This is a genomic window from Verrucomicrobiaceae bacterium, assembly GCA_016713035.1.
GTDB lineage: Bacteria > Verrucomicrobiota > Verrucomicrobiia > Verrucomicrobiales > Verrucomicrobiaceae > Prosthecobacter.
Window position 1 is genome coordinate 1 of the sequence record JADJPW010000011.1, and the last position, 24,328, is coordinate 24,328.

Below are 24,328 nucleotides of genomic sequence, written 5' to 3' on the forward strand. Positions count from 1 at the left end.
CGGTTTGCCAAAGCTGGGATAGCAGGCACCGCGAATGAGCCTGATACAATAGGCGAGCTGTGGCAATCTGCGCTGTAAAGATTGCCGTAACGGTCCCACGCGAGGCCAAAAGGATTCACCTGGCCGCTGGTCCACAGTTCCACCTTTGATCCGTCGGGCTTGAAGCGGAAGACGTTGCCGCTGTGAAGCTCCAAGGTTCCCGGTTCGCGGTTCTCAGTTCCCGGTTGGCGGTGTTGCGGGAGGATTTGGAATTTGCTGATGTTGTTAAACCCATGCGTGGCATAGACCCAGCCATCCAGGCCGAGGCGGAAGCTGCTGCACATGCCGTGGGTGTCTTTTTCGTAGCCCAGCGGGCCAAAGAGCACCTCACGCACATCCGCACGGTCGTCGCCGTCGGTGTCGGCGAAGTACCAGATGTTCGGGATGCTGAAGGCGATGCAGCCCGCTTTGTGATCGGGTTTATGCCAAGGAAGGACACCGGTGGGGATATTGAGCCCGTCGGCGAAGTCGGTGACTTTGTCGGCGTGGCCGTCGCCATCGGTGTCTTCGAGGATCTTGATGGCATCGCGGCTATCTCGGACGCGGGTGCCTTGAGGATCGGACCAGCGGCTTTTATCGGCGGCATACGGATACTCCACGGTGCTACTGATCCACAGTCGGCCCCTCGCGTCGAAGGCGATGTTGATGGGCTTGTTGATCTGCGGCTCCGCGGCGAAAAGCTGCACCTCAAAGCCTGCGGGCACATGCAGCGCGGCTCGCTCCGCATCTGGAGACAGTGCCTCGGTCTCACGCACGAGTCGGGTGTCCTTTTCGGCGGCGTGCAGCAGCGAGAGGCCTGTCAGGAAGAACAAAGTCGGAAGGCGCATGATGAAAGCTAGTGCGTAATCGGGTAGGGCGGTATTTCTAACTTTCTCCGCATTCACACGGATGCCCTTTTAGCACACGGGCGTGATCAGCTCCCGGCCGGCGAAGTGTGCGGCGAGGTTCTCCAGCACCAGATTCGCCATCGCGAGGCGTGTCTCATGCGTGGCGCTGCCCACATGCGGCAGTAGCACCGCATTTTCGCATGCCAGCAGCTCCGCAGGCACGCGGGGCTCATCTTCAAAGACATCCAGGCCTGCGCCACGGATCGTCCCGGCACGCAGCGCGGTGATCAGCGCCGCCTCATCCACCACACTGCCGCGTGCGATATTGATCAGCGTGCCATCACGGCCCAAAGCGGCCAAAACAGGCGCATCCACGCGTTTTTGCGTCTCTGGGCCGCCGGGGCATGCGATGACCAAAAAGTCACTTTCTGCCGCGAGAGCCTGTAAATCATCAAAATACGCCCATGGCACATTTTGCGGCTTCCGGCCGTGGTAGGCGATTTTCATCCCATGGGCCTCAAGACGCCGTGCGATGGCCTTTCCGATGCGGCCGAGGCCGAAAATGCCCGCTGTTTTGCCCCGCACGGCATGTGCCAGTGGGAATGGCCCCGTCAGCCAGCTCCCGGCATGCAGGTAGCGATTGGACTCCACCAGCCGCCGGCTCGTCATGAGCACCAGCGCCACCGCGATGTCTGCCACGTCATCCGTCAGCACATCCGGCGTATTCGTCACGCGGATACCGCGCTCACGGCAGTACGGAATAGGCACCCCATCATAGCCCACGCCCATCACGCTCACGATTTCCAGCGCAGGCATGCTCGCGAGCAACTCCGTGCTCAAGACCGTGCCGCCCAGTGGGATCGCCGCACGGATGCGCCCCAGGTGCGGCTGCGCATCCTTCAGCACATGGCAGGTGTAAGCAGCCTCTAGCGGCAAACGCAGAAAATCCGGCAACGGCACCGCGAGGAGTACTTCAGGTCGGGTAGTGGGCACAGTGTGAGGAGTGGGATGGTGAATGGCGGAGGCATCACGGCTGCGGCGGACTCGTCTTGGGCAGAGTCGGGGCTGCCTCTGGCTCGAAATCCAGCACTGCCTGGTGCGTGCGCAGTGCCTTGCGTGCTTGGCCAAAGAGGGAGCTCAGGTCATCTGCATTCTGCTGCTTTTTATCGTCGATGTAATCCCCGCAACTTTTGATCTGCGCATCTGCATCCAGGCTCACACCGGCCATCGACTTCTGCGCCTTGGTAAAACCTGTGAAAACACGCCCTGCGCCTGCTCGAAGGCCTGCTTTGCACCCTGATTGCGCTCGTATTCCTTTTCTGCCTCGCGGTAGCTTTTGCTGAAGAGGCGTTTGAAGAAGCTCCCTTCGGTTTCTCCACCACCTTCGCCGCTTGGGCCTCAAAGCAATCTTGGGGCTCCTTGAACTCCTCCATCGGTTTTTGGTATTGCTTCTTCAGGTAGCCCAGGCCGGTGGTGATCACCGTGAGGCGCTCCACCTCGGCCTTGGAGAGCTGCTGGCCGGACTTCACCTTATCCTCCAGCGCATTGATGTAGCCCAGCGTGGCCTGATTCCCCTCAAAAATGCTGCTAAACTCCCGCGCTGCTGCTGTCAGCCGCTTCCGCTCATCCTGGCGCATCGCGGCCACAGTCTGCGCATGCTCGGCATTCAGAGCATCGAGCGCGAGCTGGTGCTTCGCGGCCTGATTCTCCAGCGACCGCTGCATCACCATCCTTATCACGGAGCTGCGCATCATGCTCTGCCTCGATGCGCAGTATATCGGCCCGCAGGGCATCATTCTGCGTGCGTGTCTGGAAAAGAAACCAGCCCAGCACACCAGCTCCGAGCACGGAGATAACGAGGAGAGCGACGAGATTTTTGATAGCAGTCATGACTCACGATTCGCCGCGCCTGATCGTGGCGCAAGATGAAAGCAAGCCGCGCTCACTTTCCCCCAGCCATCACCTTCACTTCATCGATCAGGCCCGTGCCTCCGTAGAGATTCACCATGACGGCGACTTTTTCACCTGCGGTGCCAGGATGCTTCAGCTCGATCATTTCTTCGCCATTCACCCGCACCAGATACTTGTCCTCGCGGGACTCCACGCTGATGCGCCACCACTCGCCGGGCTTGATGTCGGTCTTCGCAGATTTCAGCACCTTCAGTTTATTGACGTCTGCGGCGGCATCTGGCTCCACCACACGGATGAAGCCACTGGCATAGGCAATGGTGGCGATTTTCCAGTGCCGGTCCCCGACGCCATCCTCACCCGCGACGGTGAAACGCACGCCCATCCAGGTGCTCGTCTGGGGCTTGATCAGGAGTTGCACAGAGGCGTCCTGCGTGCCGGGATCGAGCTTGCGATAGATGTAGCCCTGCCTGCCCACTCCCGTCTCGATCTGCACAGTGCCATCCGGCTGCCGCGTGACTTTTCCGGCGAAGTCCCCCTTCGGCATGAGCCAGCCCTCATGCAGCTTTTCGGTGCTGAAATCATCCTGCACCAGCACCTTGCCCTCTTTGACCAATTTCGGGCGCATTTCCTTTGGTATGCGGTCTGCGGCGGCTGAAATCAGGGTGCTGGCGGCAAGAATGAGGGTGATGGCTGCTTTCATGGCTGCCACGCTAAACGCCGCGCTGCTGCTGCGTCTCACATCTATCCACGTCACGTCCACCACTTGATCATGTCCGCTGCATCCGCGCCGCCCACTGCCGTCCGTCACCAAGTACTCGCCACGGGCACCGTCGTGGCCTTCCTGATGTACCTGGACCGCATCTGCCTGGCGAACATCCTGGGCTCGGATTCCTTCCAGTCAGACATCAAGCTCGATCAAGGCCAGATCGATGGCATCAAAGGAGCCTTCTTCTGGGCCTACGCACTCTTCCAGGTGCCAGCAGGCTGGCTCAGTGACCGCTTCGGAGCCCGCATGCTGATCACCATCTACATCGCAGCGTGGTCCTTCTTCACCGCCGCCACCAGCTTCGCGACAGGGTTCTGGACGCTCTTTGTCGCCCGCATGCTCTGCGGCTTGGCGGAGGCGGGTTACTACCCTGCGAGCAGCAGTCTGGTCACACGCTGGGCCCACATCGGAGCACGCGGACTCTTTAGCGCCATCATCTCCTGGGGCGGGCGCATCGGTGGTGCTGCCGCACCGTGGCTCACGGCTTTCGTCATCCTCAAATCAGGTGATTGGCGCTACGCGGGCTGGATCTACGGCTTTGGTGGGCTTGCCGTGGCGGTGTGTTACTGGACCGTCTTCCGCGAGCACCCGCGCCTGCACCCACGCTGCAATGAAGCCGAGATCACGCTGCTGGCTGAAGGCCGCGGCGACTTCCAACCGGTGAAAAACCCGCCGCGCAGCTTCCCCTGGGCCGCCGCCTGCACCAGTGGCAATCTGTGGCTCGCCAATGCGGTGCAATTCTTCACCAACATCGGCTGGGCCTTCCTGGTGCTCTCTCTGCCGGATTATCTGAAAAAAGTCATGGGCCTCGATGACGCTGCGAGCGGCTGGGTGACTACGGCAGCGCTTTTCATCGGCATCTCGGCCCTGCCCATCGGCGGCATCGCCACGGATGCACTCACCCGCCGTTACGGCAAGCGCCTGGGGCGCATGCTGCCGCTCTCCATCACGAAATTCGCCGCCGCGGCCTGCTACCTGCTCGCCCTCACCACCGATACGCATTGGGGCATGGCCTTTAGCTTCGGCATGGTGACGTTCTTTGCAGACTTCGGCCTACCAGCGATGTGGACGACGATGCAGGACATCAGTGGCAAGTATCAGGCGCAGCTCTTCGGCTGGGGAAACATGTGGGGCAATTTCGGTGCCGCTCTGCTACCGCTCATCTTCACCAAAACCCTGCTACTCTTCGACACCAATCATGACTACCACGAGGGCGTGTGGGTCTGCGCCATCGCCTTCGTGCTCGCAGGCATCTTCGGCCTCTTTGTGAATGCTGAAAAGCCGGTGACGCAGGACTGAGACTCACTTCTTCTGCGTCTCGAACCACGCTAGGAGATCCAGGATTTGCTCCGCCTTCAGGGAATTGAGCAAACCGGCGGGCATGGGCGAGATCTCGCTCATACGGCGCTCGCGGATCATCGACTTGCCCACCTCTGTGGTCTCCGTCGCTAGTGGATTGACCTTTAGCACCACGCGCTCGTCATCCTCGCTCTCCAGACTGCCGGTGATCGTCTTTCCATCGCTCGTCTGCACGGTCAGGTAGCGGAATTTCTCGTCGATGAACTTCGATGGGCTCAGAATGTGCTCCAGCAAATCACGTCGGCCAAAGCGAGCGGAAACCAGTGTCAAATCCGGCCCGAACACGCCTGCGGGCAGCGCATTGTCCGCACTCACGCGGTGGCAAAACACACATTGCGTGCGCACCAGTGCATCGCGGCCACTTTCGCGACTGCGGCTCTTCGCATCCATCTTCGCCAGCAGCGGCTCTAGATCGGCCAGTGTCCAGTTTTTAAAGGTGTGGCCCGGTAGCGCGTGCGGCGAGAGTGTCGCGGGCTTCGGCGGATGAATCACGGCGGCGAGTTTCAGCGCCTCATCGGGCTTCAGCGCCGCAGCGAGCTCGCTGCGAGTGTCGCTGATGGCTTTGAAGAAGGTGGAGGCACCGTTCATCTTCTCCGCCTTGTTCAGCGCCTCAAAAACGATCCGGCGATGCTCCAACGTCCAGCCATCTTTGAGGTAGCGCAGGATGAATGGGTAAAACAGCAAGTCCTCCGATGAAGTGGCCGCCTGGAGTAGCGGCATGGTCTTCTCAATCACACTCGGTGACTTCAAATAGACCAACAGACGGCACAGCTCGCGGTTCAAGAACGTCTCTCCCGCCGGGAAGGCCGCCCAGGCCTGCAAAGCGGCCTTTTGCGCGGGTTCTCCCCTTCTCGCGATGGCGACTGAAATCACCCGCAGAGCCTCCAAAGTCGGTTTGGGCTCTCTTTTCATCACCGCCGTCAAAAGAGGCTCCAAATCGGCTTTTTCACCCACTCGGGCCAAAGCCAGCAACTCATGCATCTGGCCACTTTGCAGCACTTTTTCTCTCCATTCGCCCACGGGCCGGTTTTCCAGCTCCAAGCGCTGCCGTAGCTGCTCCTCACGCTCGCTAAAGACGGTCTGTTCCGCTGCGTCAGCCGTTTCCTGCGTCTTCGCACACGTCACGCGATACAGCCCGCCCTGCGTCCCCCGCCCTCCAGTGATGAACCACATCGCGCCATCTGGCCCGATGCAGCCGTCCGTGACGTTCAGCGGCCTCCCAGTAATAAAATCCTCCTGCGTCACCACCTTGCCAAAATGCACCGCGATGATCCGCCCGTAACTCCAGTCCATGATGTAGAGCGCCCTTTGATACCTGGCCGGAAAAGCCGCTCCGTAGCCGAAATAGATGCCCGTGGGCGATGACAGACCGATGTCGATCACACTGGGCAGCGTATCCGCATAAAAAGCCGGGAAACGCCCCGTGCCGCGCCGCCAGCCAAAGTCCGCGCCCGGCAGCACATGCAGCACACGCGTGGGCATGTACCACGGCGTGCCCACATCCCGCTCCATGTCCGCATCGAAGGTGAAAAGCTCCCCGCGCTGATCAAAAGCGATGTCCAGGGGGTTGCGCAGCCCACCTGCGAGCAGTGTGATCTTGGACCCATCAGGCTTCACACGCAGGATGTGGCCAGCGGGCAGCTCCACATTGCCGTCGAACATGCTGCCATCCCACGGATTGGGGATGAGCTGATCGTGCGCATCGTTTTTCAGTGGCGAATCCGGCGCGGTGTTCTCTGGGATGAGCACATTGTTCCCATGCGCCACATAGATGTCTCCATCGGGGCCGAGCTTGATGTGATTGCGCCCATGGCCCACACCGCCGCCTGTGCGCATGAGCTCCTTTCGCTGCTCAAAGACGCCATCTCCGTCTGCATCGGTGAGTCGGAAAAGCGCCTTCGTATTGTTCGCGTTCGCAAAGAGTGATCCGTGCGCATACAGCAGCCCACGGCACTCCAGCAGCTCGTCGTCGATGGTTTCCATCTTCTGATCGCCACTGCCGCTCAGTGTGAGGCGCAGCAGACCCTTCTTTTCCTTCCCCAGGGTGATCCGGCCCTGTGGATCGAACGCCATCGACACCCACGAGTCCTCGCCCGGCTGCGCAGAGCGCACCAGCTCCGCCTGGAAGCCTGGTAAAAGCGTGAGCGCCTCCACTGCTGTGGCCTGAGCCTGCGCACCCGGCTTGGCGAGCTGCCAAGAATTGTAGGCATCAAAAGTCTTCTTCAAATCGAAGGGATTGCTCGCAGCGTCCGCGTCCGTAGGCCCGAGGACCTTCGCATTCGCCCAACTCGCATCCGTCGGCAGCCACCGCACCGCCGCTAGATCGCCATTGAGCTCCAGCAAGGCCGCTACACGGCTGTTGGCGGCTGTTTTCAGCCCGATCTCATGCCTTTTGCCATCGCTCAAATACCGCGTGAGGTCGGTCCCCGTCGCCGTCTCCGCCTTTGGCAGTGTGGCGACACTTTTCCCATCCACCCACACCTCCACCGTGGCGTCGCTCGCCGTCAGCAGCACCGCCTTGAGTAGCTTGCCGCTGTGCTGCACGCTCAATGAAACAATCCCCTCCTTCTCCGCAATGACCCACATCGGCACCGGCGGCTGATTCGCCATCTGTGCGAACGCCGAGCCAATCACGAATAGAAAAACAAACGCAGAGATCGCAGAGGTCCGCAGAAAAGTAGAAAATGAAGGACTAAAGTGAAGATGAACGCTCATGTGCCTCTGAAAACGCACACAGCACCATCCACCTGTCCTAGCTGACCCTGATCTTTTCAGGTCGGCATACGCGAAACCACCCCAATAAAAAGTCTGGCGTGCCGTGCTGACGTAGAGGTAATCTTTCCCATGAACTCAAAGCTACTCGCGGCCTGTCTTTTGACGCCCTGGATCGCACTCGCGCTTGATGAGGAACTCATCAAGAACCCCTCAGCCATGCACTCATCCAGTGTGGGGCATTCGTCGCCGCTCGTGGATTTGCCCGCGAAGGTTCAGGCTACCGAGGGTGTTCTTACTTTATGGGCAGACTTTGAAGCAAATGAGTCCCAAGGAGTGCCCCTCTATCTGGTCAATAAGACCAACGAAGACATCTCGCTCGACACGCAGGATCGCGATTTATACATCAAACTGGAGTACCAAGACACAGATGGCAGTTGGAAGCGTGCTCAGGTCCACATGTCCAGTTGGTGCGGTAACAGCTACTACCCCGTCAATCTACCAGCGCGGCAGTTTTTCAAATGGCACGGCTACCGGCCAGCTGAAGGCGAACTCAAAACAGTGCGCTATGCGAAGAAAGGCAGTGAGTTCATATCCAACACGGGTAAGGGACGCATCTCGAAACAAGACCTCGATGCTGTCGCCACCGACCACATGACCGCTGGCGAGATTCCCTGGGGATTGCGCCATGTTCTGGACTACACGGAGAATCCCTCATCTCCGTCACAAATCACCCTCTCACAGCGAACACGAGCGGTGAGAACTCTGGCGTGGTATCCGCGCAATGAACCCGCACTGCGTCAGGTTTTAAAACTCCAAGCTGCCGCCATCTCCATGGCAAAAACGCCTGAGCGCGATGACCTGCTGGCCGCTATCGAGGAATTTCGCGCCAACCTCGATAAGCCATGCCCCAGCACGGAAGAACTCAATCAGCTCTGCATCGCCAGAATCAGTGCAGACCCCAAAGCTCATCCAGCAATGTCCGAAGAGACAGCCTGGGAATTGCTGAAAGTGCCCACCGCCACCAGCAAGTCTGCCTCCCGCTTTTCCAAACCAGAGACTTGGCGCGGAGCAATCGCGCCAGCCGTGGCGAGAATGAAGAAAAACACCAAACAAAGCCTTCCCGGCAATGAGCACGCCATTTTGTCCGCCGCATGGATCGTGGATGCCATCGTGCCCACCGCCGAAATCGAGAGCTGGGCCACTGCCGATGCCAAATGGTTGCGCGAGATCGGCGCCACAACTTTGATCCGTCGCTCGCAAATCGCGACGCTCGTCAAAATCGCCCGCCAAATGCCCGCAGCAGAGAAAATCGACATGCTGGCGATCATGGCTCGCCCAGATGGCGGCCCCGACGCACGCCAACCGGATCAGAAAAGCGGTGAATGGGACTTCTGGGCTGAATGCGCCCAAACGATGCCACTAGAAACCGCTGAGAAGCTCTACCACCCCGAGTTTTTCCTCAAAGACCGCAACCCCTTCAATCGCCTCATTCACGACCCTCTGCGCGAGTATTTCATAAAAGAAGCTGCGAGTGGCACTGCCGAACTAACGATGGACTCACGTAGGGCAGGACAGTTGGGGAAGGCGCTGCAAATGCTGGCCTCTTGGCAGATGGAAGAAGACGATGAAGTGATGACCAAGCTTCTCAAACATGGCGGCTACGAGCTGCAAACGAGCTACCAGATGGACTCCCAGAGCCTGGGAGTCACCGAACTGGTGGTAACCAAAAACTATAAACTCCGCGGTATCGCTCGCCGCTTTTTGCAGAAGCGTGGAAAGCCGCTGCCTGAGAATTTGGAAACTGAGAAAGTGTTGTCGCGGACTCCGATGAAGTCTTTTTAAGCTTGGACGGCTCAGAAGAAAACCGGCGCAGGGACGATCTTCACGCCGCCACCGCCGAGGGGATTGCCCTTGGTCTCCTCGATCTCATCGACGATGCCGTCTTTGAAATTCACCGCTAGGGTGCCCACCTCCACCTTCACATACACGACCGTCTGCACGAGCTGGCCAAAGGCGTCACGCCCTGTGGTGACTTGCGGCACTTTTTCAAAGATGGCGTACTCCAGCCGCTCGGTCTTACCGGTGATGTTGATCTTGGAGTTCTTGCGTGTGGGCTTGCCCAGTGAGGCCTGCACCTCCTCATTGGTCATGCCGAGGGCGATTTGATTCTTCTCGATCAGCTCCGCCACCTGCTGCGTGCGGGTGAAGAGCGCTTTGAGCTTCGTGGCGAGCTGCGGATCTTTGGACAGCACATCCGCCTGCCGCAGCCAGCCTGCGATGTCGCCATGCCGTGCCCGACCACGCACGCGGTAGGCCGAATCACTCATCGCCACCAGCGTGACGACGGAGCCCGGCGCAAAACTGCCGATCGCGCGATCAAACTTGCTCGTCGTGTAAGCGGGTGCCTCTGCGGGGATGCGCACCTGCACGGGCTTCGGCGTCAGGCCCTCAATGGAAAAGGTGCCGGGCTCCTGCGGCAGTGAGGATTTGTTTTTTGAGAGCTGCGCCTGGGCATCAAGTCCGAGCAGCAGGCCAATGGTGAGGAAAAGCAGGTGTTTCATGACAGGGGAGAGATTACCAGCCTCCGACGCCACCCGGCAACCTTTTGTTCGACGGCCAAGAGCTTTCGCGTATGGCTCAAGGCCGGTTTTGATCCTTCAACAATCAGCAATCGATATTCGTCAATCGTCAATCTCTGTGGCGCACAGCAATGATGATTGCTGATTGAGGATTTTTGATTGTTGAGGTTCATCCCCCGCCCCAATCCCCTCCACCCCATGCCCAACGGCCCTCTCTCCACCAAACTCTTCGATCTCGCCAAGCAATACATCCCCGGCGGGGTGAACTCGCCTGTGCGTGCCTTTCGCAATGTCGGTGGTGATCCCTTTTTCGTGAAGCGTGCCAAAGGCTGCCGCATCTACGACGTGGATGACCGCTGCATGATCGACTACGTCGGCACCTGGGGTCCCGCGATCCTCGGCCATGCGCCCATCGCCGTCATCGAGGCCATCCACAATGCCGCCAAAGAAGGCGTCAGCTTCGGCATCCCGAACCTCTACGAGGTCGAAATGGCCCGCACGATCTGCGAATGGGTGCCGAGCATCCAAAAAGTCCGCATGGTCAGCAGCGGCACCGAGGCGACGATGAGCGCCATCCGCCTCGCACGCGGATTCACGAAGCGTGACCGCCTCGTCAAATTCGACGGCTGCTACCACGGCCACAGCGACAGCCTGCTCGTCGCCGCAGGCAGCGGAGCGCTCACCCATGGCAATCCCGACAGCGCTGGCGTGCCAAAGGCCTTCGCCGAATTGACCAGCGTATTGCCCTTCAACGACGAAGCGGCCCTGGAAGAGCTTTTCGACAAAAAAGGCCACGAAATCGCCTGCGTCATCGTCGAGCCGTATCCGGCCAATGCGGGCCTCATTCTGCCCAAACCGGGCTTTTTGGCCAAACTCCGCGAAATCACCGCCAAACACGGTGCGCTGCTCATTTTTGACGAAGTCATGACCGGCTTCCGACTCGCCAAAGGTGGCGTGCAGGAGCTGGAAAAGATCACGCCCGATCTGACCTGCCTCGGCAAAGTCATCGGCGGCGGATTGCCCGTCGGAGCCTTCGGCGGTCGCGCCGAGATCATGGACTACCTCGCCCCGCTCGGCCCCGTTTATCAGGCCGGCACGCTCAGTGGCAATCCCGTCGCCCTCGCAGCCGGACTGGCCCAGCTCCGCGAGCTAGAAAAGAAAAACGGCTACGCCCTGCTCGAAAACCTCGGCCAGATCATGGAGACCGCCGTGCTCGACGTGCTCAAGAAAAAGGGCCTCAACTACCGCTGGTATCGCAAAGGCAGCATGTTCTGCCTCTTCTTCACCGAAAAGGAAGTCCACACCCTCCAAGACGCCAAAACCAGCGACCTCGCCGCCTTCCGCAAATTCTTCCACCACTGCCTCGACCACGGTGTGTACTTCGCCCCCAGCCAGTTCGAAACCGGCTTCATCAGCATGGCCCACAGCCGCGACGACCTCGAACAAACGGCGGAAGTGGCTGCCGCGGCGTTGGAGGCGTTGTAATACTCAATCTGTGCCGTAGCTGATTTTGGCAAAGCTGAAGGCATCATCGGTTTCCACGGTACATGTGGCTCCTTCGGTGTGGTTCTTCCAATGGTAGCTGTTGGTGCCACCATGTCGGATTGGACCGTTAAAGTGCCGTTCCAATGCCGATTTAAGGTAATCTGGATCAATGGTCACGTGCATTCGAAAGACATAATCAGTCCATCCGTCTTCCACGAAGGATCGAGTCCAAAACAACAATGGAGGCGGCTCCTGCATTGCCATGGCTATCACTGATCTCGGTCTTCCATAAAAGAAGCTGAGAGTGAAGAGCAGCCACCCCGAGGCTGTCACAGGAACAAGAAAGCAAAGCAGGCGTCGCCCGAACTCATTGGCGATGAACTTCTGCGAGACTTTCCAAACTAAAATGTGAGCGATCAGCGCAGCTGGACCAAAGATGGGTGCAAACATCACGATCGTTAATGGATCACCGATGAAAAGAACCGCAGGCAGGACAAAAAGAAAAAATATTCCAGTCCACCGCCGCAACGTCCAGGCGGATAAACGCTTTGGAGCTGGGGTATTGTGGACGTTCATATTAGAGCTAAAAAGGATTGTGGTCGCAGCGGCAATTTACCAAAGACGAGGCCCTCCAGAAAGTTCTGTTTTCAATGGCGCATTATGCTAGAATCGAACCATGCCACAGTTCACCATCGACCTGCCTGAGACGATCATGCCCGTCTTGAGCCGCAAAGCGGAGGGTTGGCAGCTGACTCCCGAAGGCTTCCTTTCGAGCTATGTGATGCTTTGCCTCGAAAACGACGAGCAGCCCGCAGCCGACCCAGCCCGCGAGGGGTTGGAGAACATCCTAGAGGAGCTGGACAAAGGGCCTTTTATCCCTGTGCCCGATGATTTGGTGGACTGTGTGATGAAGAAAGCTCTAACCTCGATTCAGCAGCAGTGCGCCCATGTTTGATCCCCTTAAGTATAGGAGTGCCGCAGCCACTAAACCATCTGTCATTCGCTCTTGCATGTCCTCCCCCCGCTTCGCCGTCGCCCAGCTCGATGAAATCCCGCCTACGCCCTGCCCGTGTGGTCAGGCGCGGCGAGCGTTCAAAGAAGACTGGAACACCCTGGCCACCGTGCACCTCACGGACATCCACGCGGACAGCAAAGCGCACTACCACCAGAAGATGACGGAAATCTACATCGTCCTCGAAGGTGAAGGCCACCTGGAGGCGGATGGCCAGATCATCCCACTCAAACCGATGACCACCGTGATGATCCGCCCCGGCTGCGTGCACCGCGCCGTGGGCAAGCTACGCATCATCAATGTCCCCATGCCGCCGTTTGATCCGGCGGATGAATTTGAGGTGTAAACTCAATGATGAAAACCATGAAGCGCATCCTTCGACTCTTCGCCTGGCTCTTTGCGGGCTTGGTGCTGCTTTATGTGCTTTTTGTCGTTACCGAAAACTACTCCGGCGCACGCGCACTAGCCGCTGCGAAGGAAAAACTCGCCCAAGAGGGCGGCAGCCTGGATTTGCAAAAAATACTCTCTTCTTCGGCTGTGCCAGAAAAGGGTAATTTTTGTGCCCTGGAGCCTCTCAGCGGCGTCACACTTCAAAATGAAGCTGCGGATGCCAAACGTCTGGCGCTGAAGGAACTCGATTGGCACTCCCCTAGCCATAAAGAAAGAGTCAAACTGCTCTTGAAGCCATCTCCATCGGTTGGATCGGGTTACATCACTGCCACGCCTTTTGATTGGAAAGCTGCCTGTGCTTACCTGCGCGATCGTGGCTACCTCGACACAGAAGAAAACGCCTCCGCCAGTGAGGTGCTGCAATCGCTGGATCACAAATTCGCTTTGTTGGCCCAATTTGCAGATGCAGCGCTGACCCATATGGATGCCGCATGGACGCCGCCTGTTGGCACAGGCCATGACGGCCCGGCCTGTCACATGCCAATGCCTCATATGAATACGGCCTACAGTATCTCAAAGGGACTCGCATTCCGCACACACACCGCACTGGCAGCAGGGAATGCTGAGGACGCGGTGCGTAGCATTCAGGCCATGATTCGCCTCACTCAGGCGGGATTGAATGAGCCTACCTTGATCAGTCTCCTCATTGCCATCACGACCGAGCAGTTTGTGCATGATTCCATTTGGGCGCTGCTGCGCAGTCGCTTAACAGACGCCTCACAAATCCAGCGTTTGCAGGACGAAATACGCCGTATCGACTTCATGAAAAGCGCTTTGCATTCCATGCGTGGCGAATTGGCCTTTCAGGCCTCAACCATCGACTACTTCAGGCCTACGAATCGTCGTTGGCAGGCGGCGGGGGTGATTGCCAGAAATGGTCTTCCTCCTGAACTCGCCCAAGAAAGCTCATGGCTTAAAGAAGGACTGCTCTATCTGGTGCCTAGCGGATTCTTCGACCACAATATGGCCACCATCGTCCAAGTGAACCAGGAGCAACTGATTCAGCCGCTCGAAAAGGGAAACGTTGCCGAGTTGCTAGAGCAATTTCGTCGCTCGGAAAGCATGCTGGCCGCGCAAAACGAATGGCAAGCTCTTCGATATGTCTTCGTCAGACTTTCCCGTTGGTCGCAGCGAACTGTTTTGCGCCAGGCCATCTACGAAGAAACCATGCGGCTGCTGGTCCTCGCTGCTTTGGAGATCGAAAGTGAACGCCTCAAAAGCGGCAGACTGCCGGAGTCTCCGAGTTTGCCCACCGATCCCGTCACACAAAAAGCGGTGCATTACCGCCTGGATGCGGATGGAGCAGGTTATGCTCTATGGGCCGATGGATTCGATGGCGAGGATGACAACGCTGCGATGCCCACTAAAAAGGACAGCGTCGAGAGCGAGAAGTTCACCGGGGACTGGGTGTGGCGAATAGGTCCGTGAACGTCGATTATTTTTTATGCGAGAACTCCTCACCAGCCTCGATTGGACACGGCTCGGCTTTTACAAGTCGGTGCTCGATGAAGCGGGCATCGCCAGCTTCATCCGCAATGAGCACACGGCGCAGCTCATCAATGTGCTCATCGCTCCATGCCAGCCGTCTCTGTGCGTGGTGAATGACGAGGATTACGACGCGGCCATGGCGCTGCTGCGTCCGCACCATGACCAAACGGCTCCAAGCATCGCCGAATGGACCTGCGCGGGCTGTGGTGAGGTGAATCCGGCGGAGTTTGAGCTGTGCTGGAACTGCCAGAAACCAGCAGACACGAAAAATTAGACAAACTCCGCGACGGCATCCGTCCCTGTGGTGAATGACGCGATCCGCCCAGCTCGAAAAACTTTATGACACGCATGGCACTGAATCACGGTACGGAGTCCATCAGTTCTTGAAATGGATGCCTCAGACCCCGTCTTGCGAGTAAGTCAGCCACATGGCCGCCAATATGATGAACGAGGTCCGCGTCGCTATCTCCAAAAACTACATTGACGTCGAAATCAGGCCCCAAGCGTTCGAGAAAATAGTCTAAAACCTCCAACTGGCCGGATGTCGCGGCAGCACTCACAGCCGTCTCCTTGTTTAAATCCTGAGCGTCGATTTTGGCCCCATTCTCGACCAGCAGCCTACATATTTTGAGCGAACCAGCTCTGGCGGCGTTGATGAGAGGCCGGTCGCCGAGGTCGTTCATGGTGTCAGGCGAAGCGCCCAGGGAAAACAAGAGTCTGCACATGCTCTCTTGGTGAATCAAAGCGGCTTTAAATAGAGGTGTGTTTCCAGATCTGTTTTGTGGATCAATCTCCGCCCCCATTCCAGCAAGTGCTTTCACGATGTCCTCGCGGTATTCGATGGCGTACCAGTGCAGCAGCGTCTCGCCGAGTCCTCTACGGACATCCAGCAACGATTTGTCCGCACGGATGCGTTTTAGAGCCGCCGCCATGTCATTGTGGAGCAGGTCGCGGAGTTCGTAGAAGCGTGGATCACCCATACGTGTGAACACAACTCTGGCATCCCCGGTTGTCACCGGGCTTTTTAGTCTGCTGATCGATTCAGCCTACCGTGTGCGTTGACTGGCGCTGCATCTGCTGACAGCATCCGCGCTCACTATGTCCTCGACTTCCGTTCCCAAGCTCACCTCCACGCACTGGCTCATCATCATCATCGCTAGCATTGGCTTTCTGTTTGATACGTATGAGCTGCTCATGACGCCGCTGACGGCTCCGCCGGCGATTGCGGAGCTGCTGGGGATCGACATGACGCACCCGGATGTGACGCTGTGGACGGGACGGCTGCTGTGGATGACGGCGCTATGTGGCGGGATTTTTGGCCTGATCGGGGGCAAGCTCACGGATGTGCTGGGGCGGAAGTTTGTGATGGCGGCGAGTATCTTCGTGTATTCGGCCTCGCCCTTCTGTGCGGCGTATTCGACCTCGCTGGGGATGTTCATCTTCTTCCGCTGCCTGACGTTCATCGGTGTGTGCGTGGAGTTCATCGCGGCGATCACCTGGCTGGCAGAGGTGTTTGAGGACAAACACCAAAAAGAGAAGTGGCTGGGCATCACGCAGGCTTTTGCCTCGCTCGGCGGCTTGCTGGTGACGGGCATCAATGTGTGGATTCTGAGTCATATGAAGGATCTGCCTGCGATGGGGCTGCCGGTGGCCTCTTCCTGGCGTTACTTGCTGATGACGGGCATCCTGCCTGCGATCCCGATCGCGCTGATGCTGCCCTTTGTGCCGGAGTCGAAGGTGTGGAAGGAAAAGAAGGCTGCTGGGCTTCTGAAGCGGGCCAGCATCGGCCAACTCTTCGCGCCCGAGCTGCGTCGCGTGACGATCGTGACGGCGGTGCTCTCTGCCTGTGCGTATGGCATCGCCTTCGGTGCATTGCAGGTCACGCCGCTGCGAATCGCGCCTGGTTTGCCGGAACTCGCTGATACGAGCAAGAAAATGGCTCCACTACGCAAGCAGGCTGCCGAATTGGCCGTCGCGGTGAGCAAGGCTGCGCCAGATTCACCCGAGCAGGCCGAAGCCAAGACGAAGCTCGCTGCCGTGAAGGCCGAGATGGCTCCGCTGGACAAAGAGGTGAAGGCCGTGGGCAACAAAGTGCAGTTTTATCAGGAGATGGGCGGCCTCGTGGGTCGAATCCTGCTGGCGGTGCTGATCATGGTCGGTTTGAGCCGTGTGGCACTGCTGAAGGTCTTCCAGGTGCCGGCGCTGATTTTGCTGCCGCTGACGTATTTGAGCCTTTTCACGGCGGGTGGCTCCAATTTCATGTGGGCGTATGCACTGTGCGGCTTGGTCACGGTGGCGCAGTTCAGCTACTTCGGTGAATACTTGCCGAAAGTGTTCCCGATGCACCTGCGCGGCACGGGAGGCAGTTTTGCCACGAATGTGGGCGGCCGCATGATCGGCACCAGCATGGCCTTTGTGACGACGAATCTCGTCGCGCCGATGATCTCCGGCGATCCGACAAAAATCCTGCCCATGCACCTCGCGAAGGCCGCAGGCTACGTCGGTCTGGGTATCGCGGTCGTCGCCCTGATCGTGGGCATGTTCCTGCCCGAGCCGAAGGCGGAGCAAAACTAATCGCCCGCACGCATGATCTTGCCTTTTCTCGCTGCGAGCACTGCTGCGCTACCCTCTGCGTGGATGGTGGCACCGTTTGTCATCCTTTTGCTATGCATCGCGCTGATGCCGCTGTTTGCCGCACACTTCTGGGAGCATCATTATCCGAAGGTGGCAGTGGGGCTGGGGCTGGTGACGGCGGGTTACTATGCTTTTGGCATGCAGGACTGGCATCCGCTGCATCATGCGGCGCATGAGTATGTGAGCTTCATGGCCTTGGTGGGCTCTCTCTTTGTCATCAGCGGCGGGATCAATATCCGCGTGCGGGGAGAGGCTACACCGGTGATCAATACGCTCTTCCTGCTGATCGGTGCGGTGCTGGCGAACGTGATCGGCACCACGGGAGCCTCGATGCTGCTGATCCGGCCCTGGATCAAAATGAACAAGTACCGCATCACGGGTTTTCACATCGTGTTTTTCATTTTCATCGTGAGCAATGTCGGTGGTGCGCTGACGCCGATCGGTGATCCGCCGCTGTTCCTGGGCTTTCTGCGCGGGGTGCCGTTTTTCTGGACGGTGGAGCACTGCTGGCCTGCATGGGCGCTAGCGGTGGCGCTGCTGCTGGCGGTGTTTTTCGTCATTGATGCCAGAAACTTCCTCCGCGCTCCCAAAGAGGTGCGTGAGGCGGAGACGGCGCAGGAGACATGGTACTTCCGTGGGCTGATGAATGTGCTGTGGCTGCTGCTGGTGCTGGGAGCGGTGCTGCTGCCGAAAAACATCCAGGAGATGACTTTGGGAGGTGTGCTGAGTGTGCCCGCACTGATCATGATCGCAGCCGCAGTGATTTCCTACTTCACCACGAAGGCGGAGGTGCATGAGGCGAACGATTTCAGCTTCGGGCCGGTGAAAGAGGTCGGATTTCTCTTCATCGGCATCTTTTTGACGATGATCCCAGCTTTGCAGCTCCTGCAAAGTGGCGGCATCAGCGGTGTGGAGTCACCGCTGAGTTATTACTTCGCCACAGGAGCACTATCGGCCTTCTTGGATAATGCGCCGACGTATCTGGCCTTTCTCGCAGCGTCGATGGGGCAGGCGCATGTGTCGCTGGACTCTACGGCGGATGTGCTGGCCTTTGCGAGCACGCATGGGGCGCATCTGCTGGCAATCTCCCTGGGCGCGGTGTTTTTCGGAGCGGGCAGCTACATCGGCAACGGGCCAAATTTCATGGTCAAAGCCATCGCCGACCGTGCGAAGGTGCGCACGCCGAGCTTCCTCGCCTACATGGCGATGTTCTCGATCCCGGTGTTGCTGCCTGTATTGACGATCGTGGGATGGGTGTTTTTAAAATGACGCAGCAAATACAAAAAGAGGACAGAGGCCAGAACGGCGCAGATGCCGGCAGGTGCATACGTGCACTCCGTCACCTGCCCTGGCTGCTCGTGCTGCCTGCCTGCGGGCTTATGGCTCCGCTGGGCTCGAAGCGGCTCTCTGCGGACATCGCGGCGATCCAGGGCACTGCACCCGACCGCTGGGTGGCGCTGCCGCAGATGCCGAGATCAGCCTCCACGGGCTGGATCAGCGACTTTGGCAGTGCAAAGCTCGAATCCCTCGTCCACCGGGCCATCGCCGCGAATCCCGATTTGCTGGCGGCAGAGGCACGCGTGCGCCAGGCCCGTGCGCTGGTGATCCAGGACGGGGCATCGTTGCTCCCACAAGTCGGAGCCACGAGCTCTAGCAGCCGCACGCAGTCACCGAGTGACCAGCGCTTTGCGGGCGTGAATCAGATCGCCAATCGCTTCAACTGGACGGTCAATGTGGCCTGGGAGCTCGATTTTTGGGGCATGGTGGCCGATCAGCGTCGTGGAGCGGTATCGCGGCTCCAGGCCAGTGAGGAGACATGGCATGCTGCACGGCTCTCCCTGGCCGCTCAGACCGTGCAGGCGGCCGTAGCCCTGGCGGAGGCGGATCAACTGCGTTCCTTAGCGCAGCAAAATGTAGCCGCACGCCGCACCGAGCTAGGCATCCTGGAAAAGCAGCTCGAGCGCGGACTCGATCCAGAGCGTGCCGCGCTGGATGTGAGCCTCGCACGGGCTGATCTGTCCCGCACAGAGGCCACGCAGCTCCAGCGCAGCCAAGCAGCCGATGCTGCACGGCGTGTGCTGGAGACACTGATGGGCGGATACCCCGCTGGACTGGAAAAAGGACTCGGCGCACTGCCCGCGCTGCGTGGAGCACCGCCCGTGGGGCTGCCCAGTGAAATGCTCCTGCGCCGCCCCGATCTGCGTGCTGCGGAGAGACGCGTGGCGGCTGCGCTGGCGGAGGAAAGTGCGGCTAAAAAAGCCCTGCTGCCCAGTTTTCGCATCACGGGTGCCTTTGGCCGGACCTCGCAGCATCTCGATAAGCTGATCCGCCCCGAGTCTGCGCTCTGGAGCATCGCCACCCAGGCCGCGCAGACGCTCTTCCAGGGTGGCAGGCTCCGCGCAGGCATCACGCTCGAAAAAGCCCGCTACGATGAAAATCTGCAAACCTACGCCAGCAGTGTGCTCACGGCCTTTCGCGAGGTGGAGACGGCTCTGGTCGCAGATCAGCTCCTCAGCGAGCAGGAGGCCGCACTCGGGAACGCCGCCACCCAGGCCGAGCAGGCTGAAAAACTAGCTCTCAGCCAATATGAAAAGGGCCTCACGGAGGTCATCACACTGCTGGGAGCACGGCAGCGTGCCTTTGATGCCAGCAGCGCCCTACTCACCGCCCGCGCCCAGCGCCTGCGGAACCGCGCCGCGCTGCATCTGGCCCTGGGCGGCGATTTTATGAGATAGTGCTCAAAACACGGATCAGATCATCGTTTGCTGCAGTGCTATGAATTCATCCACTGTTCCTGCTCCTTTTTCTCGTCGTCGTTTCGTCGGTGCGGCTGGCCTCGTCGCTGGCTCGATGATCACTCGCCCGCTGTTTGGCCAAAATGCCGCCAGCAATAAGCTCAACGTGGCCCTGATCGGCGTGTGGGGCCGTGGATTGGCACACTACAACTCCATCGCGGAAGAAAATGTGGTCGCTCTGTGTGACATCAATGAAGCACGCTTCCCAGAGGCGCTGAAGCGCTTCCCGAACGCCACCACCTACATCGACTGGCGCAAGTGCCTGGATCACAAAGACCTCGACGCCGTCGTCATCTGCACACCAGACCACACGCACGCCTTCATCGCGAACTGGGCCCTGAAGCGCGATCTGCATGTCTATTGCGAGAAGCCGCTCGCCATCACGGTGAATGAAGCCCGCACCGTGCGTGCGACGTGGGAGTCCAAAAAGGGCAAACTGGCCACTCAAGTCGGCATGCAGCGTCATGAGCAGCCGAATTTCAACCGCGTGAAGGAACTCATCCGCGATGGGGCCATCGGTGAATTAAAAGCCGCCTACGCATGGGGCAACCGACAGATCCCGAAGCCCGGCTACTTCCCAGAAGAGGGCCAGCCGCCCGCAGGATTCCATTACGATCTGTGGCTGGGCCCCTCGCCGTATCATCCCTACAATCCGGCTTATTTTTCCGGCGGAGCCGGTGCGAACTGCCTGTCCTGGAACATGTTCTGGGACTTCGGTGCAGGCCAGATCGGCGACATGGGCAGCCACACCATGGATCTGCTGTGGAATGCCGTGGACGCCACCCTGCCCACCAGCGCGGAGGCGAAAGGTGATGCCTTCAACTCCGATGTGACGCCCGTGAAATGCGAGTCCCACTTCGAGCACCCGGCCAATGACTGGCGTGGCCCCATCACGGTGAGCTGGTATCAAGGCGGCGCGATGCCTAGCTCGCCGAAGAAGCACATCGATCTGAGCAAGATCGGCCACGGTGCGATGTTCAAAGGCACGAAGGGCTTCATCATCGCCGACTTTGACTCACGCCTGATCATTCCCTACGGCAACGACGCCGACATGAGCTACTACAAGCCCCGCAAAAAAGAAGATCAGTATCCCGATGTGGGCCTGGGCAATTTCCAGAGGCAGTGGTTCGATGCCTGCCGCGACCCGAGCAAAAAAACCGCCTGCGACTTCGGTTACAGCGCGAATATGATCGAAATGATGCTCCTGGGGCTCGTCGCCTACCGCACAGGCAAAAAGATCAGCTACGACGGCAAAACTGGCACCAGCCCCGACACGCCAGAGGCCAATGCCTTCATGAAAAAAGAATACCGCGATGGCTGGAACATCGACGGCTGATGCGCTGTCCGAATGAATGAGCCTGCCAGGCTGCCGAGACGGCACTTGGCAGGCATTCATGCCAACGCTCAGAGAAAGTGTGTCCGTGGTGTTTCTTCTCACGGATCGAAATCCTGAATGACGAATGAGTAAACTTTCGGCATAGAGGAGACGTTCGACCTTTCTGAATGAATTTCTCCTTACGCGACCGATGGCATGATGTGGTGCACACCACACGGCGATTTGTTGCTGCCGCACGAGGAGTGGTGTCGGAGAGTGCTCTGGACCCCTTCCCTCTGCGGCGGTCGTTACTCGGGTATGGCAGGCGCAGCTTCCTCGCCGATCTACGCGCAGGGATGACGGTGGCGATCATCGACATCCCTCAGGGCATGGCCTATGCCCTGATTGCGGGCTTGCCCCTGTATTACGGCATTACTTGCTCTGCGGTGGCGGCGATCGTGGGGCCGCTCTTTGCTAGCTCGCGCCAGACCATCCTGGGGCCGACGAATGCGTCCGCCTTCATGGTTTTCTCCTACTTCGCGGCATATCCGAACCTCAATCAAATGAGCATGATGCCGCTGTTGGTCTTCATCACAGCCGCGTTGCTGCTGGCCGGCGCAATTTTGCGTGTAGCGGACCTCACGCAGTACATCAGCCGCACTGTCGTGGTGGCGTATGTCACAGGCGCATCGCTACTCATCACTGCCAATCAGCTCCCGGTGCTGCTAGGCATCCCCCGTGAGGTGCTCAATGATGGCTTACAGCCTGCCATCACGCTCCCAGGCCATATTTACCGCATCATCAGCCACCTGAGCTCTGTGGAGGGACTGAGCATCGCTTGCTCAGTCTCTACGCTGCTGGTGTTCCTGACGCTCAAAAAGTGGCAGCCTCGCTGGCCCACCTTTGCGCTGACGCTGATCTCTGTGTCGTGCGTGTGGTGGATTCTCGATGGCTTTGGCATCCAAGACGGCGACCTTCAAGGACGCTACCTTCACTTGGCGGGAGCTACTACCGGCATTCCCTGATTTTGTCTCTGCGGAGGCGCTGGGGGACTCCAGTCGTCTCTTTGGTCTGGCTTTGGCGCTGGCCTTCCTTTCCACCATGGAAATGAGTGTCATGGCACGCACACTCGCAAGCCGCGGGGGGCACGGGTGGACCAAAATCAGGATATGCTGAGTCTCGGCGTCGCGAATCTGGCCTGCACGTACCTCAGTGGCATGACGGCATCCTGCTCCCTCACGCGATCTGCGTTGAATTACCTGAGTGGTGCACGCACGGGCTTTGCGAGCATGTGGAATGGCTTGTTCTGTCTTGTCGGCGCACTCACCCTAGGCTCTGCCGTGGGGCACCTGCCGCGAGCTGTGCTGGCGACTCTGGTGGTGTGTGTGGCACTGTCCCTCTTCAGCCGCAGGCAAATCCGCATCTGCATGAATGCGACGCGGAGTGACGGGATCGTCTTTTTACTCACACTGGCGGCCACCTGCATGCTGCCGCTGCATGTGGCGATCTTTCTGGGCGTAGCCGTCTCCGTCGTTCTGTACCTGCGAAAGGCCAGTGTGCCGCAGCTCATCGAGTATGAATTCAATGCGGAGGGGAATCTGGCGGAGGCGCAGCGCGGTGCGCGGCAGCATGCGGCCATCTCGATCGTGCATGTGGAGGGGGAGCTCTTTTTCGGCGCGGCGGAGATCTTCCGCACCCAGATCCAGCGCTCCTGCGCGGATGGAGCCTGCGGGTGATCATCCTACGACTGAAAAATGCCCGCCACCTGGATGCCACGAGCGTTTTGGCTCTGGATGAGCTGCTACGCATCCTGCGTGCGGAGGAGCGGCACCTGATCATCAGCGGAGCGAGCAAGGATGTTTACCGGGTGCTGAAGAACGCAGGGATGGTGGATGTGGTGGGCCGTGATAACATCTTTTTAGCCAGTCCGACCAATCCGAATCTCTCCACCCGCAATGCACTGAAGCGGGCCCAGCAGATCCTGGGCATCAAGGACGCAGAGGTGCGCATCTATTACGATCCATCAAAGAAAGCCTGAGCGGCCTAGGCTTCGTCCATGAGCTTCACGGCGAGCTTGCGCATGAATTGACGCTCAGAGAAGCGATTCGTGCGGGTGAAGGCCTCATCGAGATTCCGCAGCACGCGTAGCAGGATGGCTCCGACGCTGGCATGCTCACGCACGAGATCCTCCATCGCAGGATTAGCCGTGGGATGATGCCGGGCGACATCCTCTGCATGCATGAATTTGCCACGGTTGAAACAATCCACGAGCCAGAAGTCGTCGGAATAGTCCACGCGGGCGAGGAAGTGCCCGGGGAAATTACACCCACCGACTTCGATGCCAAAGCGATGCGCCACGAGGCGATAGAGGCAGCACAGGCTTAGCGGATTGCCCAGCCCAGTGTCGATGACCCAGTGCAGATTGCTGTTTTGTGAGGAGTAGTAGTCCTTGGTGTTGCCACGGAAGCGTGCGATGCCTTTTTCCTGGCCGAAAATCCACACCGCGAGCTCATGGGCATCCATACGGCCTTTTTCGTCAAAGGCCTGACGTGCGAGCTCATCGAGCTTTTTGGTGAGATCACCCGTCTGCGTGCGCCAGCCACTGAGGAAGGCGGATATTTGGCTGAGGCCTTCTTCGAGCTGCGCATTCTCACCTTCCAGCCAGCGCCAGCGCATCCAGATCTCCTCCATCTCACCACGCCGTGAGGGCTCGAGCAGCTCGGCGACGATATGCTCCTCCTGGACGGAGAGCGGCTCTTCGAGCTGGTCCAAATAGCGCGGTAGCTCATGGCGCATGCCTGCTAGCTCATGCTGCACAGCTTCGCGGACGACTTGGGAGTCGTCGTCGAGCAATTTGCGCAGGTGATTGAACTGGAAGACTCCGGGCATGCGTGTTCAGCGGTCGTGCAGTGGGTTTAACATCGTAGCGATGGCGGTGGCAATCTGGATTTCA

General features: G+C 59.0%; 24 protein-coding genes. 15 read left to right on the forward strand and 9 right to left on the reverse strand.

Annotation, left to right across the window (positions count from 1 at the left end; translation table 11 throughout):
* The 3 genes from IPK32_23335 to IPK32_23345 all read right to left on the reverse strand — a co-directional run.
* Positions 1 to 866, reverse strand: an 866-nt coding sequence (locus tag IPK32_23335; GenBank protein MBK8094817.1) for a hypothetical protein, incomplete at its 3' end; no start/stop codon positions are given.
* A 69-nt stretch (positions 867 to 935) separates the two neighbouring features.
* Complete coding sequence (locus IPK32_23340) at positions 936 to 1,883, reverse strand: 2-hydroxyacid dehydrogenase (GenBank protein MBK8094818.1); 948 nt, start codon at positions 1,881 to 1,883, stop codon at positions 936 to 938.
* 146 nt (positions 1,884 to 2,029) lie between these two features.
* The gene (locus IPK32_23345; protein ID MBK8094819.1) at positions 2,030 to 2,620 is read right to left on the reverse strand and encodes a hypothetical protein; all 591 of its coding nucleotides are present in this window, start codon (positions 2,618 to 2,620) and stop codon (positions 2,030 to 2,032) included.
* On the opposite strand from IPK32_23345, the gene IPK32_23350 reads away from it, so the two are divergent.
* Entirely contained in the window at positions 2,619 to 2,795 is a 177-nt protein-coding gene (locus IPK32_23350) for a hypothetical protein (GenBank protein MBK8094820.1), read from the forward strand. The genes IPK32_23345 and IPK32_23350 overlap by 2 nt on opposite strands.
* Before the next feature lie 13 nt (positions 2,796 to 2,808).
* Here IPK32_23350 and IPK32_23355 read toward each other — a convergent pair whose 3' ends face one another.
* Positions 2,809 to 3,477, reverse strand: coding sequence for a hypothetical protein (locus IPK32_23355; GenBank protein ID MBK8094821.1), 669 nt, complete (start codon positions 3,475 to 3,477; stop codon positions 2,809 to 2,811).
* A gap of 69 nt (positions 3,478 to 3,546) precedes the next feature.
* On the opposite strand from IPK32_23355, the gene IPK32_23360 reads away from it, so the two are divergent.
* On the forward strand, positions 3,547 to 4,842 hold the full coding sequence (locus tag IPK32_23360; GenBank protein ID MBK8094822.1) for an MFS transporter: 1,296 nt from the start codon (positions 3,547 to 3,549) through the stop codon (positions 4,840 to 4,842).
* Between the two features lie 3 nt (positions 4,843 to 4,845).
* Here the strand turns inward: IPK32_23360 and IPK32_23365 are convergent, their stop codons facing one another.
* On the reverse strand, positions 4,846 to 7,536 hold the full coding sequence (locus IPK32_23365) for a hypothetical protein (protein ID MBK8094823.1): 2,691 nt from the start codon (positions 7,534 to 7,536) through the stop codon (positions 4,846 to 4,848).
* A gap of 210 nt (positions 7,537 to 7,746) precedes the next feature.
* Between IPK32_23365 and IPK32_23370 the strand changes: the two genes are divergently transcribed.
* Positions 7,747 to 9,459, forward strand: a complete 1,713-nt coding sequence (locus IPK32_23370) for a hypothetical protein (GenBank protein MBK8094824.1) — start codon at positions 7,747 to 7,749, stop codon at positions 9,457 to 9,459.
* Positions 9,460 to 9,470: 11 nt separating this feature from the next.
* On the opposite strand, the gene IPK32_23375 is transcribed toward IPK32_23370, so the two are convergent.
* Complete coding sequence (locus IPK32_23375) at positions 9,471 to 10,178, reverse strand: hypothetical protein (GenBank protein ID MBK8094825.1); 708 nt, start codon at positions 10,176 to 10,178, stop codon at positions 9,471 to 9,473.
* A gap of 216 nt (positions 10,179 to 10,394) precedes the next feature.
* Between IPK32_23375 and hemL the strand changes: the two genes are divergently transcribed.
* The gene (gene hemL / locus IPK32_23380) at positions 10,395 to 11,681 is read left to right on the forward strand and encodes a glutamate-1-semialdehyde 2,1-aminomutase (protein ID MBK8094826.1); all 1,287 of its coding nucleotides are present in this window, start codon (positions 10,395 to 10,397) and stop codon (positions 11,679 to 11,681) included.
* A gap of 3 nt (positions 11,682 to 11,684) precedes the next feature.
* On the opposite strand, the gene IPK32_23385 is transcribed toward hemL, so the two are convergent.
* Positions 11,685 to 12,257, reverse strand: a complete 573-nt coding sequence (locus IPK32_23385; protein ID MBK8094827.1) for a hypothetical protein — start codon at positions 12,255 to 12,257, stop codon at positions 11,685 to 11,687.
* 100 nt (positions 12,258 to 12,357) lie between these two features.
* Between IPK32_23385 and IPK32_23390 the strand changes: the two genes are divergently transcribed.
* The 4 genes from IPK32_23390 to IPK32_23405 are packed head-to-tail and all read left to right on the forward strand — an operon-like array spanning position 12,358 to position 14,905.
* Positions 12,358 to 12,636, forward strand: coding sequence for a hypothetical protein (locus tag IPK32_23390; protein ID MBK8094828.1), 279 nt, complete (start codon positions 12,358 to 12,360; stop codon positions 12,634 to 12,636).
* 55 nt (positions 12,637 to 12,691) lie between these two features.
* Positions 12,692 to 13,039 (forward strand): cupin domain-containing protein, encoded by a 348-nt coding sequence (locus tag IPK32_23395; protein ID MBK8094829.1) that lies wholly within the window; start codon positions 12,692 to 12,694, stop codon positions 13,037 to 13,039.
* A gap of 17 nt (positions 13,040 to 13,056) precedes the next feature.
* Positions 13,057 to 14,571 carry a hypothetical protein gene (locus IPK32_23400; protein ID MBK8094830.1) on the forward strand — a complete coding sequence of 505 codons (1,515 nt, stop codon included), beginning with the start codon at positions 13,057 to 13,059 and terminating at the stop codon, positions 14,569 to 14,571.
* Between the two features lie 16 nt (positions 14,572 to 14,587).
* Positions 14,588 to 14,905, forward strand: coding sequence for a DUF2007 domain-containing protein (locus IPK32_23405; GenBank protein MBK8094831.1), 318 nt, complete (start codon positions 14,588 to 14,590; stop codon positions 14,903 to 14,905).
* An 85-nt stretch (positions 14,906 to 14,990) separates the two neighbouring features.
* Here IPK32_23405 and IPK32_23410 read toward each other — a convergent pair whose 3' ends face one another.
* Positions 14,991 to 15,611, reverse strand: coding sequence for an ankyrin repeat domain-containing protein (locus IPK32_23410; GenBank protein ID MBK8094832.1), 621 nt, complete (start codon positions 15,609 to 15,611; stop codon positions 14,991 to 14,993).
* 118 nt (positions 15,612 to 15,729) lie between these two features.
* Here IPK32_23410 and IPK32_23415 point away from each other — a divergent pair, with 118 nt between their 5' ends.
* From IPK32_23415 to IPK32_23445, 7 genes are all read left to right on the forward strand, one after another.
* Positions 15,730 to 17,205: an MFS transporter gene (locus IPK32_23415; protein ID MBK8094833.1), complete on the forward strand. Its 1,476-nt coding sequence runs from the start codon at positions 15,730 to 15,732 to the stop codon at positions 17,203 to 17,205.
* A 12-nt stretch (positions 17,206 to 17,217) separates the two neighbouring features.
* The gene (locus IPK32_23420; protein MBK8094834.1) at positions 17,218 to 18,534 is read left to right on the forward strand and encodes a sodium:proton antiporter; all 1,317 of its coding nucleotides are present in this window, start codon (positions 17,218 to 17,220) and stop codon (positions 18,532 to 18,534) included.
* A 110-nt stretch (positions 18,535 to 18,644) separates the two neighbouring features.
* On the forward strand, positions 18,645 to 20,000 hold the full coding sequence (locus tag IPK32_23425; protein MBK8094835.1) for an efflux transporter outer membrane subunit: 1,356 nt from the start codon (positions 18,645 to 18,647) through the stop codon (positions 19,998 to 20,000).
* Positions 20,001 to 20,040: 40 nt separating this feature from the next.
* A complete protein-coding gene (locus tag IPK32_23430; protein ID MBK8094836.1) occupies positions 20,041 to 21,396 on the forward strand; it encodes a Gfo/Idh/MocA family oxidoreductase in 1,356 nt (451 codons plus the stop codon).
* A gap of 167 nt (positions 21,397 to 21,563) precedes the next feature.
* Complete coding sequence (locus tag IPK32_23435; GenBank protein MBK8094837.1) at positions 21,564 to 22,400, forward strand: SulP family inorganic anion transporter; 837 nt, start codon at positions 21,564 to 21,566, stop codon at positions 22,398 to 22,400.
* Between the two features lie 144 nt (positions 22,401 to 22,544).
* The gene (locus IPK32_23440; GenBank protein ID MBK8094838.1) at positions 22,545 to 23,111 is read left to right on the forward strand and encodes a SulP family inorganic anion transporter; all 567 of its coding nucleotides are present in this window, start codon (positions 22,545 to 22,547) and stop codon (positions 23,109 to 23,111) included.
* Positions 23,108 to 23,413 (forward strand): sodium-independent anion transporter, encoded by a 306-nt coding sequence (locus IPK32_23445; protein ID MBK8094839.1) that lies wholly within the window; start codon positions 23,108 to 23,110, stop codon positions 23,411 to 23,413. The genes IPK32_23440 and IPK32_23445 overlap by 4 nt, the downstream gene beginning before the upstream one ends.
* Before the next feature lie 5 nt (positions 23,414 to 23,418).
* Here the strand turns inward: IPK32_23445 and IPK32_23450 are convergent, their stop codons facing one another.
* Positions 23,419 to 24,264 (reverse strand): transglutaminase family protein, encoded by an 846-nt coding sequence (locus IPK32_23450; GenBank protein MBK8094840.1) that lies wholly within the window; start codon positions 24,262 to 24,264, stop codon positions 23,419 to 23,421.
* Positions 24,265 to 24,328: the final 64 nt, after the last annotated feature.

Coding starts and splice junctions, on each gene's coding strand:
- IPK32_23350 (MBK8094820.1), top strand. CDS start 2,619: ATGCTCTGCCTCGATGCGCAGTATATCGGCCCGCAGGGCATCATTCTG.
- IPK32_23345 (MBK8094819.1), bottom strand. CDS start 2,620: ATGATGCGCAGCTCCGTGATAAGGATGGTGATGCAGCGGTCGCTGGAG.
- IPK32_23355 (MBK8094821.1), bottom strand. CDS start 3,477: ATGAAAGCAGCCATCACCCTCATTCTTGCCGCCAGCACCCTGATTTCA.
- IPK32_23360 (MBK8094822.1), top strand. CDS start 3,547: ATGTCCGCTGCATCCGCGCCGCCCACTGCCGTCCGTCACCAAGTACTC.
- IPK32_23370 (MBK8094824.1), top strand. CDS start 7,747: ATGAACTCAAAGCTACTCGCGGCCTGTCTTTTGACGCCCTGGATCGCA.
- IPK32_23375 (MBK8094825.1), bottom strand. CDS start 10,178: ATGAAACACCTGCTTTTCCTCACCATTGGCCTGCTGCTCGGACTTGAT.
- hemL (MBK8094826.1), top strand. CDS start 10,395: ATGCCCAACGGCCCTCTCTCCACCAAACTCTTCGATCTCGCCAAGCAA.
- IPK32_23385 (MBK8094827.1), bottom strand. CDS start 12,257: ATGAACGTCCACAATACCCCAGCTCCAAAGCGTTTATCCGCCTGGACG.
- IPK32_23390 (MBK8094828.1), top strand. CDS start 12,358: ATGCCACAGTTCACCATCGACCTGCCTGAGACGATCATGCCCGTCTTG.
- IPK32_23395 (MBK8094829.1), top strand. CDS start 12,692: ATGTCCTCCCCCCGCTTCGCCGTCGCCCAGCTCGATGAAATCCCGCCT.
- IPK32_23400 (MBK8094830.1), top strand. CDS start 13,057: ATGAAGCGCATCCTTCGACTCTTCGCCTGGCTCTTTGCGGGCTTGGTG.
- IPK32_23405 (MBK8094831.1), top strand. CDS start 14,588: ATGCGAGAACTCCTCACCAGCCTCGATTGGACACGGCTCGGCTTTTAC.
- IPK32_23410 (MBK8094832.1), bottom strand. CDS start 15,611: ATGGGTGATCCACGCTTCTACGAACTCCGCGACCTGCTCCACAATGAC.
- IPK32_23415 (MBK8094833.1), top strand. CDS start 15,730: ATGTCCTCGACTTCCGTTCCCAAGCTCACCTCCACGCACTGGCTCATC.
- IPK32_23420 (MBK8094834.1), top strand. CDS start 17,218: ATGATCTTGCCTTTTCTCGCTGCGAGCACTGCTGCGCTACCCTCTGCG.
- IPK32_23425 (MBK8094835.1), top strand. CDS start 18,645: ATGGCTCCGCTGGGCTCGAAGCGGCTCTCTGCGGACATCGCGGCGATC.
- IPK32_23430 (MBK8094836.1), top strand. CDS start 20,041: ATGAATTCATCCACTGTTCCTGCTCCTTTTTCTCGTCGTCGTTTCGTC.
- IPK32_23435 (MBK8094837.1), top strand. CDS start 21,564: ATGAATTTCTCCTTACGCGACCGATGGCATGATGTGGTGCACACCACA.
- IPK32_23440 (MBK8094838.1), top strand. CDS start 22,545: ATGCTGAGTCTCGGCGTCGCGAATCTGGCCTGCACGTACCTCAGTGGC.
- IPK32_23450 (MBK8094840.1), bottom strand. CDS start 24,264: ATGCCCGGAGTCTTCCAGTTCAATCACCTGCGCAAATTGCTCGACGAC.